Genomic DNA, 16,713 nt, shown 5'->3' on the forward strand with positions numbered 1-16,713 from the left:
TGTTGATTTATGATTTGTGTTTATGTTTCAGATCAAAAGGTATGCGCACACGTAAGGAAATATTACGGCCCATCTCATCGCTGAAGTACCTGAAAGAATTCATATAATCTCTGTAGGCTTTATTCGTTACATTGGTGACAGACAGAATAAAACTCCAGTTACTGTGTTTCATTTTCAATTTTGTTCCCGCTTCAAACGCCAGCAAAAAATACGCCGGTGGCGGATTGAGATAATCTGATTGTTTAACAGAACTGCCCGGCACTTCAATATTACCTGTGGAAGGAACCCTTGTTTGCTCCAATACCCATGTACTGCTGATACTGAGATACGTTTCATTCACCTTCCTTGCATTTCCGAAATTATATTCAACAGCTGCTTCGTATCTGTCAGATGGCATTTGAATTAACCACTGTTCTTTTTGTTTATCCCATGCACGTAACAACGATGCTTTTACGGAAGCTGCTACGTGTGCATCAAATTGATAGGCAGCTGAAAGATCCAAACCGCTTAAACGTGCATTTGTTTGTGAATAGCGAAAGGCTGGGAATGCTCCACGTATTGTTAACTCCGGAGGGAAAGTTGGTTCAAGAAAAATAAAACCATCAATTAACTTATAATAGATACCTGCATCAATTTCCCATTTGCTGTTGCTAAATACAAGGTTTGCAGCAAAATTGTTAGCACGTTCAGGCGAAAGACCGGAGTTCCCTTTTTCAATACGGGCTGCGCCATGATGTAATCCATCGGCATACAACTCATTCACCTGCGGTGCACGCCATGCTGATGATGCATTAAATAAAAGCCTTAATGATGTTGTAAACCTGTAGTTAAATCCGATATTACCGGAAAGATTATTAAAAAACCTGTCGGCATAGACATTTACAGCACCATTATCTGTTGTATTATAAATTGATTTACGGTCGAAACGCAAACCTGCTTCAAGGTCAAGTTTATTCTTTGTCCATTTCTCGATTACAAAAATGCCTGCGTTCGATGATTCATAATTAGGAATAAAAAGCCGGCGTACATAACTGTTGTTCTGATACATGAACGAACCGCCGATTGTGCCGCGAAAATCACCTGTATTGAAATGATCCCACACCAGTTCTGCTAAACCTGTTCCAATTGTAAGATCAAGCTGCGGAACATCGCTGCTGCTTGCAAATCGTTTTTGATCATATTCCATGCGGTTATTGTATTGACCCGATACAATCAAATTTAAACGGCCGATATCACCTGTATTCTTCCATGATTTCAGTTTTAATAACTGGTGTTGAATTTCCTGATAGGGTCGGTCTATTTTATACGAGAAGCCAACATTCTTAATATAATCTGGCGGATCTTTTGCAAGAATGGCATTCCACAAATCAGTTACATTTCCAATATGCGATCCTGCAAAAATGCCAAGCTTTGTATTGAACTGAGAGTAGAATAATTCAGCACCACGATCTTGCTTTTTCCATCCGGCAGTTACAGAAAAATTATATTCTTCATTGGCAGAATTGGATAACCAATAGTTTGGGGTGCGTGCATAACCACCCCTTTTTACAGTTCCCTGAAGACGCCAGCTGAAAGCAGGCCTGCGTGCACTGTTGCCCTCAAACATAGCGGAAACTACACCCATTCTGTTGTTGCTGAAAAACGATGTGCTGACTTCACCGCCAATACCCGGATCATTGCGCAGCAATTTTGGTTCAACCAAAATAACGCCGGCAATTGCATCGCCGCCATAACGAATTGCTGATGCTCCTTTTATTACAGAGATGCGGTTTGCAATAAACGGATCAATTTCAGGTGCGTGTTCATTACCCCACTGCTGTGCTTCCTGCCGCACACCATTATTTAAGATAAGTACACGGTTGCTATGCAGGCCATGAATTACAGGTTTGTAATTATTAGAACCTGTTTGCAACACACTCACCCCGCTTATTTTTTTGATTGATTCGGCTAAACTCAAACCACGTGTTGCCTCCAATGCTTTTCCTTTCAGTTCATTTGATGAGATTGTGCTGCCAGATGAACGTCCCTGCACCACCACTTCACTCAACTCCTGTATTGCATGCGAAAGATCAATATCTGTTTCAAGATCGGCTTTCAGATGAATATGCTTTTCTGCTGTTATACAGCCTGCATGACTAACTTCTAAAGTATATATTCCGGGGCATAATCCTTTAAATGAAAAGAAACCATCTTTATCTGTTGTTTGGGATAGCTTAAGTTCTTTAATAAAAATAACAGCTTCAGATAAATGCTCTTTTGTTTCAGCATCGTTCACATGCCCAGATAACGAAAGTGTACATTGAGCTTGTACCTGCGTTAAGCCCAACGTAAGAACAATAAAAAGTGAAATACGAATGATTTGAAACATGGTTGCAAAAATGCAACAAAGTTTCAAATTTCAAAAATCTTTTTCTTGCTTAGCCGGAGAATGCATTTCGTCTTAACAAGTTGTTTGCGAAACTGGCCTTACCGAACTTTTAACATGGGTTTTACCTGCTGGGTCATTCCGTTCTGAAAGCGCATGTAGTAAACACCGGCAGGCAATGCATACCCTTCAAAAGTAACCTGGTATTTGCCAGATGCATAAGTACGGTCGACTGGTGTTTGTATAACCCTTCCAAGCGAATCCATGATCTGAACCAGTGTATGACCACCTTTGGTTGTAAAGCTGATGGTGGTTGAAGTCGTAAACGGATTAGGATAATTAGAAATGAGCGTGATGCCTGCATTGCGCAGATCATTCACATCGGTTGTAGTGCTGCAATTTCCGCTTGCACAAATACCCAACTGCTGAAAGTTTTGCAGCATAATGGTTTGAAGGGTTGTATTATCAACACAAAACCAGTTTTGCAAAATACTTGAATACACACTGCGGAAATCGAATTGCATGGGAATATTATCATTCACTGTTGCTGTGGTGGGTATTGTGGGGTTAACACCCGAAACTCCGGGATTTACCTTTGTACCAAACACAAACATCGGTGCAGCAGCTCCATGATCGGTTCCTGTACTGGCGTTTGATTTTATTCGTCGTCCAAATTCTGAAAAGGTCATACCTAATACACGGTCTTCAATACCTAATCCTTGCAGATCATCCTGGAAAGCTTTCACTGCATCGCTTAACCGTTGCATAAGTGTTGCATGATTACCTGTTGATGTATCGGTATTTGTTTGTGCCGAATGCGTATCGAATCCGCCCATGCTTACCATGTACACCCTAGTTTTCAATCCGCCTTTGATCAGCCGTGCAACAATTTTCAATTGATCGGCTAATGTGTTATTGGTTGGATAGCTTCCTTGCGTTGGCACGGCTGTTGCCGCAGCAGAAATTCGTGCTGAATATTGATTGGCCTGTTGCGCTACTAACCTTACATATTGCAATGCATCGCCTGCACGTGTGGCAGGAACAGGATCCTGTATACCATTGATGAGATTATAGAAATTAGTAGCACTTGAAATACTGATGCCCATGTTTACACTTGGTCCCTGGAATGCAAGTGATGCAGACGAACCAATTTGTATACCCAACGGATCGGGCACTGTTGTGTTAGGATAACCAACCGGGTAGTTTGGATATTGATCGTTAAGATAACGGCCACCCCAGCCCGAAGTTAATTGCTCATCACTATCAGCTGCACTCATCCAGATATCTGTTGCACGGAAATGAGAAAAGTTAGGATTAGGATAACCAACGGCCTGTACTAAACGAAGTTTACCATTGTTGTATAATGTTTGTAAACCCGTCATGGAAGGATGAAGACCTACTGCATTTGTACCGGACAGCGTTAATACTTTGTTTTGTGCAATGGCAATATTTGATCTTGCATTATAATAATTACTGTATTGATCTAACGGAATCACCATGTTTAATCCATCATTACCGCCATTGAGTTGAATGATGACCAATACACGATCTGTTTCTACATAAGTATTGAGCAATGCAGCCATTACCGGGTTATCACCCAACACCCGGAAAGAATAATTACCAACCAGGGATGGCAGTACTGCTGCAGGTATCGTATTTTGTAAAAAGTCTCTTCTTTTCATTTCCCTTTTTTTGATATTACATCAGTTGGTATTCAGCCAGGTTCATGCAGTATTTAAATAATCCACGTAATCGTGTATTCACAATATTGTAGTTGGTTGATGTGGGTGATCCGATATAAATATTCCATGCATTGCTCCAGTAATAATCCTGGTCTTGTCCTGTTAACAGAAAATCTTTTTTTAACTGATCTTTCGATTGCTGTGAAATGGGAATGCGGAACAGCATTTCAAATAATTCATTGATCAGCAAATTCGGATCAGCAGGATTTGCAAGTTTTTTGGTGAATTCAACAGGATCAATCACAATCTTCTTTCCATTGCGTGAATAACCATTGCCGATCATGAGATCACTGAATTGATTTCGCTTGGGAAGTGTATCGGTATTGATCCATAATTCATAGAACTGTGGCACCTGGTAATAAGCAGGCCAACCTGCAACACTCGGCGGATCACCTAAGTTCTGTTGATAGTTAGCAGCAACGGTCATCACATAATTCCACATGCCGTATGCATCTGCATAAGCTGTTACTGCATCAGGAAAAATAATTTCCCATTCACGACAAATAGCACCTGCATGTTCTAAAGGCGATTTAAGCATGGCTCCCTGGTTGAGCGCATCAAAGAAATGTTCACTCTTAAGTAATGCACTCAGTGCAGGTTTTATTTCCCAGTTATTGTTTCGAAGTATTTGTGCTAATGGTTCAATTACGTTTGCTTCAGCAGCTGCATCAATTTCTGAATACACAAAAAAGCGATAGAGCTTTTTCGCCATGAAGCGTGATACTTCTATGTTCTTTGCAAAGATCATATTCAGCAGATCATCTAATTCAAGATCTCCAGCTGTCGTTCCAGTCCTGCCGGTAATGACAGTATTGCTGTAAAATGAAGAGAAACTTTTATTTGATGCATCATGACGTGATGAGGTGAAATAAGATGGGAATGTATTCACGTTACTATCAACACGCCAACCGGTGAGCACTTTTGCTGCAGCCTTTACATCTGCTTCCGAGTAATTTGGATTATTTTCTTTACCAAGTGTAAACAACTCCTGCAACTCACGTGAATAATTTTCATCCGGTGCTGTAGCTGTATTTAATCTTCCATTGAGGTAGATCAACATGGCTGGGTCAAGTGTTATATCACGCACCAGTTGCTTGAAGTTACCCAATGATTTTGTTCTCAGGAGATTAACATGCTTGTATAAAAAATTGGCATTGCCTACATCCACCGTTTCAGTTGCAAAATGATTATGCCAGAACAGTACCATCTTTTCACGGATACTTCGGTCTTGCTGTATAATGCAACCCATCCACCACTTTTTCAGTGATGCTCTTCTGCGACTTTGAATGGTACCATCATTATTCACACTATTCACCCATGTTGTACCTGCCAGCACATCATTATCGGGAGTAGTCACGCCGGTTACTCCATCATACTCTTTTACCGGCGGTGCAGGTAATGCCGCAGTTGGATTCAGCAGTTCATCAACCGCTTCATTCATTGTTTTACCGGCGAAATAAGAAATATCGGAAAGCTTTGCACCAAACATGGTTCGCTTGAGCAGGTGTACAACTTCATTTTTGGTCCACGGACCGTTATACACATTTAAGCCAGAGAACGTTCTTGCTTCAGTTTTTGAAATGCCGGGTACAGCAGTTCCTGATCGTTTACCCGCAGTAAGAAACTCCCTGCGATCCATAGTTAATTTGGTTTTGATGTGTGGGTTACGAAACCTTAGACTATGAATGTACAAAAAGTTTAATGGCGGCTAAAAAGAAAGAATCCCACGAAAAAGCCCCTGCTGTTGACGGGGGCCTTCACTTAACTATTTCGGTTGCTTTATGCAATATTTTCGATGATACCGGCTATTCCCTGACCGCCACCCACACAAGCCGTTACAATGCCGTATTTCTTGTTGAGACGCTTCATATCCTGTGTGATCTGGATGGTGAGTTTAGCTCCGGTGCAACCTAAAGGATGACCTAATGCAATTGCACCACCATTGATATTTACAATATCAGGATTGAGATCAAGTGTGCGGATAACTGCCAATGCTTGTGATGCAAAGGCTTCGTTCAATTCAAACAGATCAATATCATTCAGATTCATATTGGCCTGCTTCAAAACTTTCGGTACAGCTTCCACAGGACCAATACCCATAATGCGTGGATGCACACCGGCAGATACACAATTCACCAAACGTGCAATTGGTTTTAATCCCAGTTGATTCACTAATCGTTCACTCATCACTATTACAAACGCAGCACCATCACTTGTTTGTGATGAATTACCTGCAGTAACAGTTCCGTTCACAGCAAATGCCGGTTTCAGCTTTGCTAATGATTCAGTATTTGTATCAGCACGCACACCTTCATCCGTATCGATCACATAATTCTTTGTTTGCTTCTTGCCTTTTGCATCGAGTGATACTTCTTCAACATTTATTGGAAGAATACCGCCTTTGAAGTAACCATTTTCAATGGCTGCTTTCGCTTTCATATGACTGTTGTATGCAAACAGATCCTGGTCTTCACGGTTTACGTTGTATTCTTTTGCTACAGCCTCGGCTGTTAAACCCATGCTCAAATAATAATCGGGTTCATCTTTTGCAATGGAATAAGCAGGCACTGTTTTCCAACCTGCAGTTGGCACCATGCTCATGCTTTCTGTACCGCCGGCAATAATACATTCGGCCATGCCCATCCTGATCTTGGCCGTTGCAATGGCGATCGTTTCCAAACCACTGGCACAATAACGGTTCACAGTCATACCCGGCGCATGAAAACCAACGGCACGGGCAGCAATAATACGGCCTACCTGTAACCCTTGTTCTGCTTCGGGTACAGCATTTCCTACAATCACATCATCTACCTGCTTCGGATCAAGCTGTGGTACACTTGCCAGCAAACCCCTGATCACATCAATTGCCAGATCATCCGGGCGTGTAAAACGGAATCCTCCACGTTTTGATTTGCCCACTGCTGTGCGGTAACCCGCTACGATATATGCTTCCTGCATAGTAATATTTTTAGGTTCAATCGTTAAATAGTTGTTTATGCAACTTTCTAGTTCAAAGTTAAGGTTTCAAAAGAAATATCAGCAAATGATTGCTGTTAATTTGTGATCCGCTTTTGGGGTTTATCTTCGCAGCCATGTACAAGTTGATTCGTTCGTTTTTCTTTTTGTTTGATGCAGAGAAAGTTCACTATTTCGCAATGAATACGCTGCATTTCTTCTGTTCAATAGGATTCATCAGGAAACTGTTAGCCGCCAGCTTTCAACCAACCGCAAAAAACCTGGCTGTTGAAAAATGGGGATTGGAATTTAAAAATCCGGTTGGCCTTGCAGCAGGTTTTGATAAAAATGCCAAGTACCTGCGGGAGCTGGAAGTACTTGGTTTCGGTTTTGTAGAAATAGGAACCGTTACACCCAAACCACAGGATGGCAATGATAAACCACGCCTCTTCCGTTTACCAAAAGATAAAGCCATTATCAACCGAATGGGTTTTAATAATGAAGGAGTGAAAGTGGTGGCGCAGCGGTTGAAGGAATGGAAGCAAACACAAGATGCAAGGCACAAGGCACAAGGCACAACACTCATCACTCATCGCTCATCACTCATCATCGGCGGTAACATCGGTAAAAACAAAGTAACACCGAACGAAGATGCATGGAAAGATTATGAGATCTGTTTTAATGAACTATTTGATTACGTCGATTATTTTGTGGTGAATGTGAGCAGTCCGAATACACCCGGCTTGCGTGAACTGCAGGAGAAAGATTCGTTGCATAAAATTTTATCACATCTTCAAACGCTGAGAGCTGAACGTTTGAAGCTAAAAGCAGAAGAGCATATACAAAAACCGATACTGCTGAAAATTGCACCCGACTTAACACAATCGCAGTTGGATGATGTAATTGATCTTGCAAGAGAAATTCAGCTCGATGGTTTGGTGGCGAGTAATACAACCATCAGTCGTGAAGGACTTACAACCGATGCTTCTGTTGTAACGGCCATTGGTGCAGGTGGCCTCAGTGGTTTGCCGGTGAAGCAACGCAGTACAGAAATTGTACAGTACATTGCACAGCAATTAAAAGGCGAGGTACCTGTTATGGCAAGTGGCGGAATCTTCACTGCTGCCGATGCAAACGAAAAATTAAATGCAGGTGCTGCGTTGGTGCAGGTATGGACAGGGTTTATTTATGAAGGACCGGCAATTGCCAAGAAGATAAACAACGAATTAACAAATAAACAATAGGCAATATTCAACAGGCAATTGCTCATTGCAAATTGCCAATTGCCGATTAATTTAAAAAATGGAACATCTTTTTACGTCAGAGAGTATTATCAGTTTTATTGTACTTGTTGTGCTGGAAGTAGTGCTGGGTATAGATAATGTAATTTTTGTAAGTATTATTCTCAACCGTTTAAAATCGATCAAAGATCAGAAGCGGGCACGCCGGTTGTGGATGATCACCGGTATTCTTTCCCGCAGTTTATTGCTGATGGGATTAGGATGGTTGCTGACGCAAAAAGGAAAAGCAGTCTTCACTGTTGCAGGCAAAGGATTTGACCTTGCAAGTTTGGTGATGCTGGCCGGAGGTTTATTTCTGATTTATAAATCGGTTCACGAAATACATCAAAAGCTGGAAGGCGAAGACCCGAACCAGGATCCAAAAAATGCCAAAGGAATTTCGTTTGGCCAGGCTATTGGCCAAATCATCTTGATCGATGCAGTGTTCTCATTCGATAGTATCATTACTGCCGGCGGTACAGCAAAACATGTGGAGATCATGATCGCTGCTGTGGTAATTGCTATGACAGTGATGTTTTTGTTCAGTCCAAAAATTGCAGGTTTTATTCATCAGCATCCAACATTGAAAATGCTGGCACTCTCCTTTCTTGTAATGATTGGTCTAAGCTTAGTCATTGAAGGATGGAATGCTGAAGCTGCTCACGAATTACATTTGAAAAATTATATTTACTTCGGTATGGCTTTCTCTTTTGCAGTAGAGATGCTCAACATGCTCATGCGCAAACGGGTATCGAAAAAGAATGTAGTGAAATTAAATGAGCCTGTGCTGCAGGAAAAAACAGAAGATTACAGTGATATGGCGAAGTAGTCACCCATCAGCTAAACAATGTTGGTCCCAAACCACTACTGTGGGGTTTCTTTCCTAAATGTTCATACGCTTTTGCTGTTACCTCTCTGCCTCTTGGAGTGCGTTGCAGAAAACCTTCCTGAATCAGGAATGGTTCATACACTTCTTCCAACGTGCCTGATTCTTCACCAACAGCTGTTGCAATGGTGGTGATACCAACGGGGCCGCCTTTGAATTTCTCAATGATAGTAAGCAGAATTTTGTTATCCATATCATCCAACCCATATTCATCCACATTCAATGCTTTCAACCCGTGTTGCGTAACACCAAGATCAATTACACCATTGCCCAACACCATTGCAAAATCACGCATGCGGCGTAAGAGTCCGTTTGCAATACGTGGTGTGGCACGGCTGCGTCCTGCAATTTCTTTCGATGCATCGCTGGTGATCTTCACATTCAGAATGCCTGCTGCACGCAGAATAATTTTTTGCAGTGTTTCTGCATTATAATATTCCAGTCTTGATTTAATTGCAAACCGTGATAACAAAGGCGCACTCAGTAAACCACTTCTTGTTGTTGCACCTACCAATGTAAATGGGTTCAAATTGAGTTGGATGCTTCTTGCATTGGGACCACTGTCGATCATAATATCAATACGGTAATCTTCCATCGCCGCATATAAATATTCTTCTACCACGGTACTCAATCGATGGATCTCATCAATAAACAATACATCATTTGCTTCTAAGCCAGTTAATAAACCTGCAAGATCACCGGGCTTTTCTATTACAGGCCCGCTTGTTTCTTTAATGTTTACACCCAATTCATTTGCCACAATTCGACTTAATGTTGTTTTGCCCAAACCGGGAGGGCCATGAAACAAGACATGATCCAATGCTTCGCCACGCATCTTCGCCGCTTTGATAAATATCTTCAGGTTCTCAATGATCTGTTGCTGACCACTGAAGTCTTCAATATTCGAGGGACGAATATTGTTTTCAAATTCTTTTTCTGCAGCACTTAATGCTTCTCTATCACTATTTAAATTGGGATTGGCCATTTCTCGTTGTAACTTACTGTAAAACTAAACAATAAAATTTATCGTCATGAAAATAGGAATACTTGGCACCGGTGCCGTTGGACAAACAATAGGTACAGCATTGATCAATAAAGGGCACGAAGTGTTGTTGGGCAGCCGCACCGCCACTAACGAAAAAGCAATTGCATGGACCGCACAAAACGGAAGCAAAGCAAAAAATGGCACGTTTGAAGATGCGGCAGCTTTTGCAGAATTGATTTTTCTTTGCCTCAATGGAACCGGAGCTGTTGATGCGGTGCAGCAGGCTGGCAATCATAATTTCAGCCGCAAGGTGGTGATTGATGTCACCAATCCTCTCGATTTTTCAAATGGCATGCCACCTTCGCTATTACCGGAATACAGTAACGCCTGGTCGTTAGGAGAAGAAATACAAAAACATCTGGAAGATGCAAAAGTGGTAAAAGCATTGAATACAGTTACAGCAAAGTTGATGGTGAATGCAACATTGGTGAACGATGCCAATCACAACTTATTTATTTGCGGTAATGATGCAGAAGCAAAAAATACCGTCAAGCACTTGTTGGCCGATAACTTTAATTGGAAACCTGAAAACATTCTAGATCTGGGGGATATTAAATATGCACGGATGACAGAAGCTATTGTTCCCTTCTGGGTAAGCGTTATGCAACAACAAGGCACCGCTATGTTTAATTATTTGGTGGTGAGATGAGAAGTGATATAGAATGAAGTTTTAGTTTTCATGCAGCAATTGTCAGTATAAACTGGTCATTTTATACGCTCATTAACTGCTATGAAAAAAACAAATGCATTCCTGAAAATAAGCTTACTGCTGCTTACACCTTTTGTGTATTACTCTTGCCAGATATGTACTTGCAAAACCATTACCTGTGCAGCATTCAGTGATGCACAATTTGATCAATGGGTTCCTTATACATCTGATCAACTACTCATTTATAAGAATCCTGTTGGAACAGCCGATACCATCAAAATTGCAGCAGTACAACGATCTAAATCCTACGAAGGAAGAACAGGTGGCGGTTATGGTTGCGGACGTGGTTGCAATGCAGATGTTTGGGTAAGCGGCACAAACGTGCAGGGCAACAATTTTCAAAAACTGACTATCAATGCTTCAAAAACAGATCCCACCGGAAGCGGGAAAGGAAAGCTGTCAAATATTTATGTAAGTATGGGTGTTACAGGTTTTGGAACACCCTCACTTTCTGACACTGGCTTTGTAAAATCAGAATCTTTACAATCGCCGATAATAACTAGATTCAATTCAAGCCTGGTAATTGGAACAAGAACATTTTCGAATGTTCAGCTTATTCAACTTGATACATTAATAAATAAACAAGCCGGTGCCTATAAATTTTATTTTGCACGCAACGTTGGTCTTGTAGCCTGGGAAAATTATCCCGACAAAACACTCTGGATAAAAGAATAAAATGCACCTTCATTAAAACTTTTCCCATTGCAATTCCCGGTTGTTTTTGAAATAGGTGAATCAAAGATCTTACTCCATTCCATACTGGAAGTGATTGCCTATTTTGTTGCATTTCGTTATTTCCTTTTCCTGCGTAAAAAGCAAGGCGATTCTATTGTTCAAACAAACCGTATGTGGATCATGATTGGTGCCATCTTTGGCTCGTTGATTGGCAGCAGACTTATTGGCGGACTCGAAGACCCAACTCAAATTGCAAAAGCAGAAAACGTGTTCCTGTATTTTTACGCTAACAAAACAGTATTAGGTGGTTTCCTTGGTGGCTTATTTGGCGTGGAGCTGGTAAAAAAAATAATTGGCGAGAAACAAGCCAGCGGTGATCTGTTTACATATCCCATGCTATTAGGTTTGATCATAGGCCGCATCGGTTGTTTCAGCATGGGTGTGTATGAAGAAACTTACGGCATTGCAACATCGTTATTTACGGGTATGGATCTTGGCGATGGAATCAAACGGCATCCGGTAACATTATATGAGATCTGTTATCTGCTGTTGCTGTGGTTGTTTATCTACTCCCTTTCCAAACGCACTGCACTTGCACAGGGTGCATGCTTTAAACTGTTTATGATCGGGTATTGTGTGTTTCGTTTTGCATGCGATTTTATAAAACCGCATTACAATGTTTGGCAAACCTTGTCTACCATCCAATTAATAGCTTTGGCAGGTATGTTATGGTATATTCGATACTTTGTACAACCTAAGAAATTATTGAAGCCTGATGCGTTTTTTTGACAAGAGTCAAAAACTGTATGAAAACTAACTTATAACTTTTCAAACAAATTCAAATAACAAATGCCTGTAAAAAATTATACCTATTATGACTTCAGCATCAGCCTTTGCCCTGAGTGTTTACGAAGAGTTGATGCAAAGATCATCTTTGAAGACGGCAATGTATATATGTTGAAGACCTGCCCAGATCATGGTTTTCATAAAGTACTGATCGCAGACGATATTGAGTATTATAAAAACATCCGCAATTATAATAAAGCATCTGAAGCACCCTTAAAAGCAAATACAAATACGCATTATGGTTGCCCTTACGATTGTGGTTTGTGCCACGATCATGAGCAACACAGTTGTGTAAGTGTGGTAGAGATCACTGACCGATGCAATCTTACCTGCCCAACCTGTTATGCAATGAGCAGTCCACATTATGGTAGTCATCGAACACTTGAAGAAGTAGAACGCATGTTCGATATTGTTGTAGCAAATGAAGGAGAACCCGATGTAGTGCAGATCAGTGGAGGCGAACCAACGATTCATCCACAGTTTTTTGAAATACTCGACATTGCAAAAACAAAACCGATCCGTCACCTGATGGTGAATACAAATGGCATCCGCATTGCAAAGGACAAAGAGTTTACTAAACGTTTAGCTTCTTATATGCCCGATTTTGAATTGTACCTGCAATGGGATTCGTTCAAACCATCAGCATTAGAAACCTTGCGTGGAAAAAATCTTGTGGAAGAACGAATGAAAGCTTTGGAGCATCTCAACGAGTTTAATGTATCAACAACCTTTGTTGTTACCTTACAAAAAGGTTTGAACGATGATGAAATTGGTGAGATCATTGAATTTGCTTTAAAGCAAAAATGCTGCAGAGGTGTAACCTTTCAACCCACACAAATTGCCGGACGTAATGAACATTTTGATCCTGCTACCGACCGCATTACTTTAACAGAAGTAAGAAGAAAAATACTGGAGCAAACAAAGATATTTGAGTCAAACGATCTGGTGCCGGTTCCATGTAACCCCGATGCATTGGTGATGGGTTATGCATTAAAGCTCAACAACCAGGTGATGCCGTTAACAAGATACATAGATCCTGCTATTCTGTTGGATAACACAAAGCGCAACACGATTGTATATGAACAGGATGCAGAACTGAAAGATCAACTCATCCAGATCTTCAGCACAGGCATTTCAGTTGATCGTGTAGATGAAAATATGAAACAGTTACTCTGCTGTTTGCCCGATATCTATGCGCCGGGTTTAAATTATGACAACCTGTTCCGTATTATCATTATGCGTTTTATTGATGCGTGGGATTTTGATGTGCGTGCCATCAAAAAGAGTTGTGTGCATATTGTACATAAAGACGGACGTATTATTCCTTTTGAAACAATGAATCTTTTATACAGAGATGAAAAAGAACAGCGGTTGAAAGAATTAATAGCAACAGCAAAATAAACAGGCATGAAAAAAGCATTACGGATATTTATTATCAGCGAAGTGATTATTATTCTCTTCTGTTTCATGGCAAACAGTATGAAAGCCGTTTATGATACAGGATTTACTATTGGATTATTAAACCTGCTTGCCGGTGCAGTTATGTTGCTTGTTTCAATTGTTTTATTGATTGCTAAACAAAAAGAAAATGGCATGGCAACATTAGCAGCTGCTGGCCTGATCTTATTATCTGGGATTGTTACCTGCAGTTTCTTCCCTTTCCGTCTTGGTTGAAGCAAATAGTCCTGCTACAAATACTGATTCATCTGTAAGATCAAATCAGGATCGGGACAATTTTTTAAATAAAATTTCTGATCACTTAAGCGACATACACCGGGATAATCGCCCTCATGCAGCTCAATATTTTCAATGATCTGAAAATGCAGATGCGGCGGCCAATGTCCATTTTCATGAGGTTCACCAAAATGTGCAAACTCCTGTTCACGATTGATGTATTGTCCTTCTACCAACGCTATATCTCTTAAACTCAAGTGACCCCACAAGGTATAAAATGCAAAGCTCTCCAGCTGGTGTAATAACACGATCGTTGCTCCGTAATCACCATAACGATCATTGAATTTAAAACTGTGTACCATACCACCCAGCGGTGCAAATACAGGTGTCCCTGCTTTACCCCAAATGTCAACACCTAAATGCAGGCGTCTTGGCTCGCCTCCATCAGGCGAATCAAATACTTTACTCCGGCTGTAAACGCTTCGATGCTCTGCATAACCACCAATGCCATAACGTGCACCCGCATTACTCAACTGCGCATCAACATAGTTGCTGAATTTTGAAACATCCTCGATCACATCTTGCGTAAGTTCTTTATTGGCTTCAGTAAAATCCATTTTCAGCAATCGATCATTTTCAGGATCAAAAGGCACAACCGGGTAATACTGCTGTTTGTTCTTTTCGAGAATATTGATGAGTGACGTAGACATTTGTTTGTCATTCTTTGTATTGCTAAATTACCACTATGCCATCAAGCTTGAATAAATATATTTCTATAAAAAAGCCCCAACAAAATGTGGGGCAATGTTCTTATAGGTGAGCCTTACGAAACAAGATCCGGTTGCTTCACTTGAAACAACTCATCGAACGATATAGATAGATTGTTTGCTAAATGTTCTTCCAACAAATCTGCATAGGTTTCAAAATACACGATCACATCTTCACGTACATTTCGTTTCAGCCATCGGAAACCACCGGGCAATCGTTGCAACACTGCTTTATCTTCAAGATACTCGAGGTTATGAATATCACTCGGCGTTAACCCAATTTCCTGCAGTTTGGTGATGAGTAACCCGGCAGGAGCATCCGTAACACCACAATAATCTTCTGCAAGTTCCGTCCACTCGCCAATGCCCGTGTGGGCAAACGCCAATATTTCTTCCTTGCTTAATTTGGTAACAACCTGAGTAAGGTTACCGCAATTGCAGGCGCCATGGTTTCCCCATGCATAGGCCGCACCATTACGGAGTCGTGCTGCTGTTTCACGCAGCGCTTCAATCAGTTGAATATTTGCCTGTGCCATAAGCTAATTTCCAACTAATACAAAAATGCTGCTGCTTTTGTTGAAACATTAACATCGTTAAAAAATATTTACATCAACATTTCGTTTAAGCACTATCGCATGAAGAAACATTACTCCTGTTTACTGGCTGTTTCCCTTTTGTTTAGCTTGCTCACCCATGCACAAATGATCACCGGTGTGTGGAAGGGCAAAGTGGGCAGCGGCTTAAAGCCAGCTAAACTTGAATTGAAACTGGTTCAACGTGGCGACAGTTTATTCGGCACATCCTATTATTATGAAAATCCGAACAACTACCGTCGTTATGCGGTGAAAGGTTATTTCAATCAACAAACAAATGAAGTGATCTGGTGGGATGATGAATTGCTGGAAGCAAAAACAGGACGTATTGCCATTACCTCTCCCGGTGCAGTGCCGTTGCTGATGGAAGCTGATTTTAATTGTCCTGGCGGGGGCGTGATGATGCTTGATGGAAAAGCGGTAACGAAAGAAGAACAAAAAAACAAAGGTGATCTGCATTTAGATAAAGTGGATCAACCACAGTTTACCGATGAATGGAATTATGTGATCGATAATTATACAGTGGGTGCCAATGATCCTGATTTTATTGACAGTGTGGCAACGATTCATAAAACAGTAAAGCAACCGGAAGTTATAGCGGTTACACCTCCGCCGGTTGTTGTAACTGAACAGCCAAAGCGTGAAGAACCAAAAGCTGAACCCGTAGTAGTTCAGCCGCAACCGACTATTCCTAAGGAAACACAACCCGTTACCAAAACAGAAAACAAACCACCTGTAAAAGAGCCAACAGTTACTAAAGCACCAACGATCAAAGAGAAATTTATTGAACGAAAAAAAGTATTGACAACCGAATTGCCATTGCTCGGCGATACCATTGAAATTCATTTTTATGATAATGCAGAGATCGATGGCGATTCTATTTCATTGTTCATGAATAACCGTTTGGTTTTTGAGCATGTAAAACTCAGTGATAAACCGTATGTGGTGAAGTTTGCTGTTACCGAACTAACCGAAAGCAATGAGCTGGTGATGGTGGCTGAGAACCTTGGTGCCATTCCGCCGAATACTTCTTACATGATCGCCTATGTAAATGGGGTACGTTATACTGCTAACCTGGAAAGTACAGAGAACAGCAGTGCGATGATAAGGTTTGTCAGGAAAGAATGAGCTAAGAGGATGGAAGGAGAGGAAGGAGAAAAAGAGGGTTGTTCGCTA

The 16,713-nt window shown here is 41.1% G+C and carries 15 protein-coding genes; 8 read left to right on the forward strand and 7 right to left on the reverse strand.

Annotated elements, in window-relative coordinates; genetic code table 11:
• Positions 1 to 7: 7 nt before the first annotated feature.
• The 4 genes from VK159_RS22395 to VK159_RS22410 all read right to left on the reverse strand — a co-directional run bounded on the left by VK159_RS22395 (position 8) and on the right by VK159_RS22410 (position 7,065).
• Positions 8 to 2,368 (reverse strand): TonB-dependent receptor, encoded by a 2,361-nt coding sequence (locus tag VK159_RS22395; protein ID WP_324232407.1) that lies wholly within the window; start codon positions 2,366 to 2,368, stop codon positions 8 to 10.
• A 98-nt stretch (positions 2,369 to 2,466) separates the two neighbouring features.
• Positions 2,467 to 4,047, reverse strand: coding sequence for a DUF1501 domain-containing protein (locus tag VK159_RS22400; protein ID WP_324232408.1), 1,581 nt, complete (start codon positions 4,045 to 4,047; stop codon positions 2,467 to 2,469).
• A gap of 16 nt (positions 4,048 to 4,063) precedes the next feature.
• Positions 4,064 to 5,746, reverse strand: coding sequence for a DUF1800 domain-containing protein (locus VK159_RS22405; RefSeq protein WP_324232409.1), 1,683 nt, complete (start codon positions 5,744 to 5,746; stop codon positions 4,064 to 4,066).
• Positions 5,747 to 5,886: 140 nt separating this feature from the next.
• On the reverse strand, positions 5,887 to 7,065 hold the full coding sequence (locus VK159_RS22410; protein WP_324232410.1) for an acetyl-CoA C-acyltransferase: 1,179 nt from the start codon (positions 7,063 to 7,065) through the stop codon (positions 5,887 to 5,889).
• A gap of 134 nt (positions 7,066 to 7,199) precedes the next feature.
• Here VK159_RS22410 and VK159_RS22415 point away from each other — a divergent pair, with 134 nt between their 5' ends.
• Both VK159_RS22415 and VK159_RS22420 read left to right on the forward strand, forming a co-directional pair.
• The gene (locus VK159_RS22415; protein ID WP_324232411.1) at positions 7,200 to 8,306 is read left to right on the forward strand and encodes a quinone-dependent dihydroorotate dehydrogenase; all 1,107 of its coding nucleotides are present in this window, start codon (positions 7,200 to 7,202) and stop codon (positions 8,304 to 8,306) included.
• A gap of 58 nt (positions 8,307 to 8,364) precedes the next feature.
• The gene (locus VK159_RS22420; protein ID WP_324232412.1) at positions 8,365 to 9,171 is read left to right on the forward strand and encodes a TerC family protein; all 807 of its coding nucleotides are present in this window, start codon (positions 8,365 to 8,367) and stop codon (positions 9,169 to 9,171) included.
• Positions 9,172 to 9,178: 7 nt separating this feature from the next.
• Here the strand turns inward: VK159_RS22420 and ruvB are convergent, their stop codons facing one another.
• Positions 9,179 to 10,213 carry a Holliday junction branch migration DNA helicase RuvB gene (gene ruvB / locus VK159_RS22425; protein WP_324232413.1) on the reverse strand — a complete coding sequence of 345 codons (1,035 nt, stop codon included), beginning with the start codon at positions 10,211 to 10,213 and terminating at the stop codon, positions 9,179 to 9,181.
• Positions 10,214 to 10,259: 46 nt separating this feature from the next.
• Here ruvB and VK159_RS22430 point away from each other — a divergent pair, with 46 nt between their 5' ends.
• From VK159_RS22430 to VK159_RS22450, 5 genes are all read left to right on the forward strand, one after another.
• Positions 10,260 to 10,922 carry an NADPH-dependent F420 reductase gene (locus VK159_RS22430; RefSeq protein ID WP_324232414.1) on the forward strand — a complete coding sequence of 221 codons (663 nt, stop codon included), beginning with the start codon at positions 10,260 to 10,262 and terminating at the stop codon, positions 10,920 to 10,922.
• Positions 10,923 to 11,003: 81 nt separating this feature from the next.
• Entirely contained in the window at positions 11,004 to 11,657 is a 654-nt protein-coding gene (locus VK159_RS22435; protein WP_324232415.1) for a hypothetical protein, read from the forward strand.
• A gap of 27 nt (positions 11,658 to 11,684) precedes the next feature.
• Positions 11,685 to 12,446 (forward strand): prolipoprotein diacylglyceryl transferase, encoded by a 762-nt coding sequence (locus VK159_RS22440; protein WP_324232416.1) that lies wholly within the window; start codon positions 11,685 to 11,687, stop codon positions 12,444 to 12,446.
• A gap of 60 nt (positions 12,447 to 12,506) precedes the next feature.
• On the forward strand, positions 12,507 to 13,904 hold the full coding sequence (locus tag VK159_RS22445; protein ID WP_324232417.1) for a radical SAM protein: 1,398 nt from the start codon (positions 12,507 to 12,509) through the stop codon (positions 13,902 to 13,904).
• A gap of 6 nt (positions 13,905 to 13,910) precedes the next feature.
• The gene (locus VK159_RS22450) at positions 13,911 to 14,177 is read left to right on the forward strand and encodes a hypothetical protein (protein ID WP_324232418.1); all 267 of its coding nucleotides are present in this window, start codon (positions 13,911 to 13,913) and stop codon (positions 14,175 to 14,177) included.
• Positions 14,178 to 14,191: 14 nt separating this feature from the next.
• Here the strand turns inward: VK159_RS22450 and VK159_RS22455 are convergent, their stop codons facing one another.
• Both VK159_RS22455 and VK159_RS22460 read right to left on the reverse strand, forming a co-directional pair.
• Positions 14,192 to 14,887: a peptidoglycan DD-metalloendopeptidase family protein gene (locus VK159_RS22455; RefSeq protein ID WP_324232419.1), complete on the reverse strand. Its 696-nt coding sequence runs from the start codon at positions 14,885 to 14,887 to the stop codon at positions 14,192 to 14,194.
• Between the two features lie 113 nt (positions 14,888 to 15,000).
• Positions 15,001 to 15,480, reverse strand: coding sequence for a hypothetical protein (locus VK159_RS22460; protein ID WP_324232420.1), 480 nt, complete (start codon positions 15,478 to 15,480; stop codon positions 15,001 to 15,003).
• A 99-nt stretch (positions 15,481 to 15,579) separates the two neighbouring features.
• On the opposite strand from VK159_RS22460, the gene VK159_RS22465 reads away from it, so the two are divergent.
• Positions 15,580 to 16,665 carry a hypothetical protein gene (locus VK159_RS22465; protein ID WP_324232421.1) on the forward strand — a complete coding sequence of 362 codons (1,086 nt, stop codon included), beginning with the start codon at positions 15,580 to 15,582 and terminating at the stop codon, positions 16,663 to 16,665.
• The last annotated feature ends 48 nt before the right edge of the window (positions 16,666 to 16,713 follow it).

Source organism: Lacibacter sp., from assembly GCF_035299325.1.
Taxonomy (GTDB): domain Bacteria; phylum Bacteroidota; class Bacteroidia; order Chitinophagales; family Chitinophagaceae; genus Lacibacter.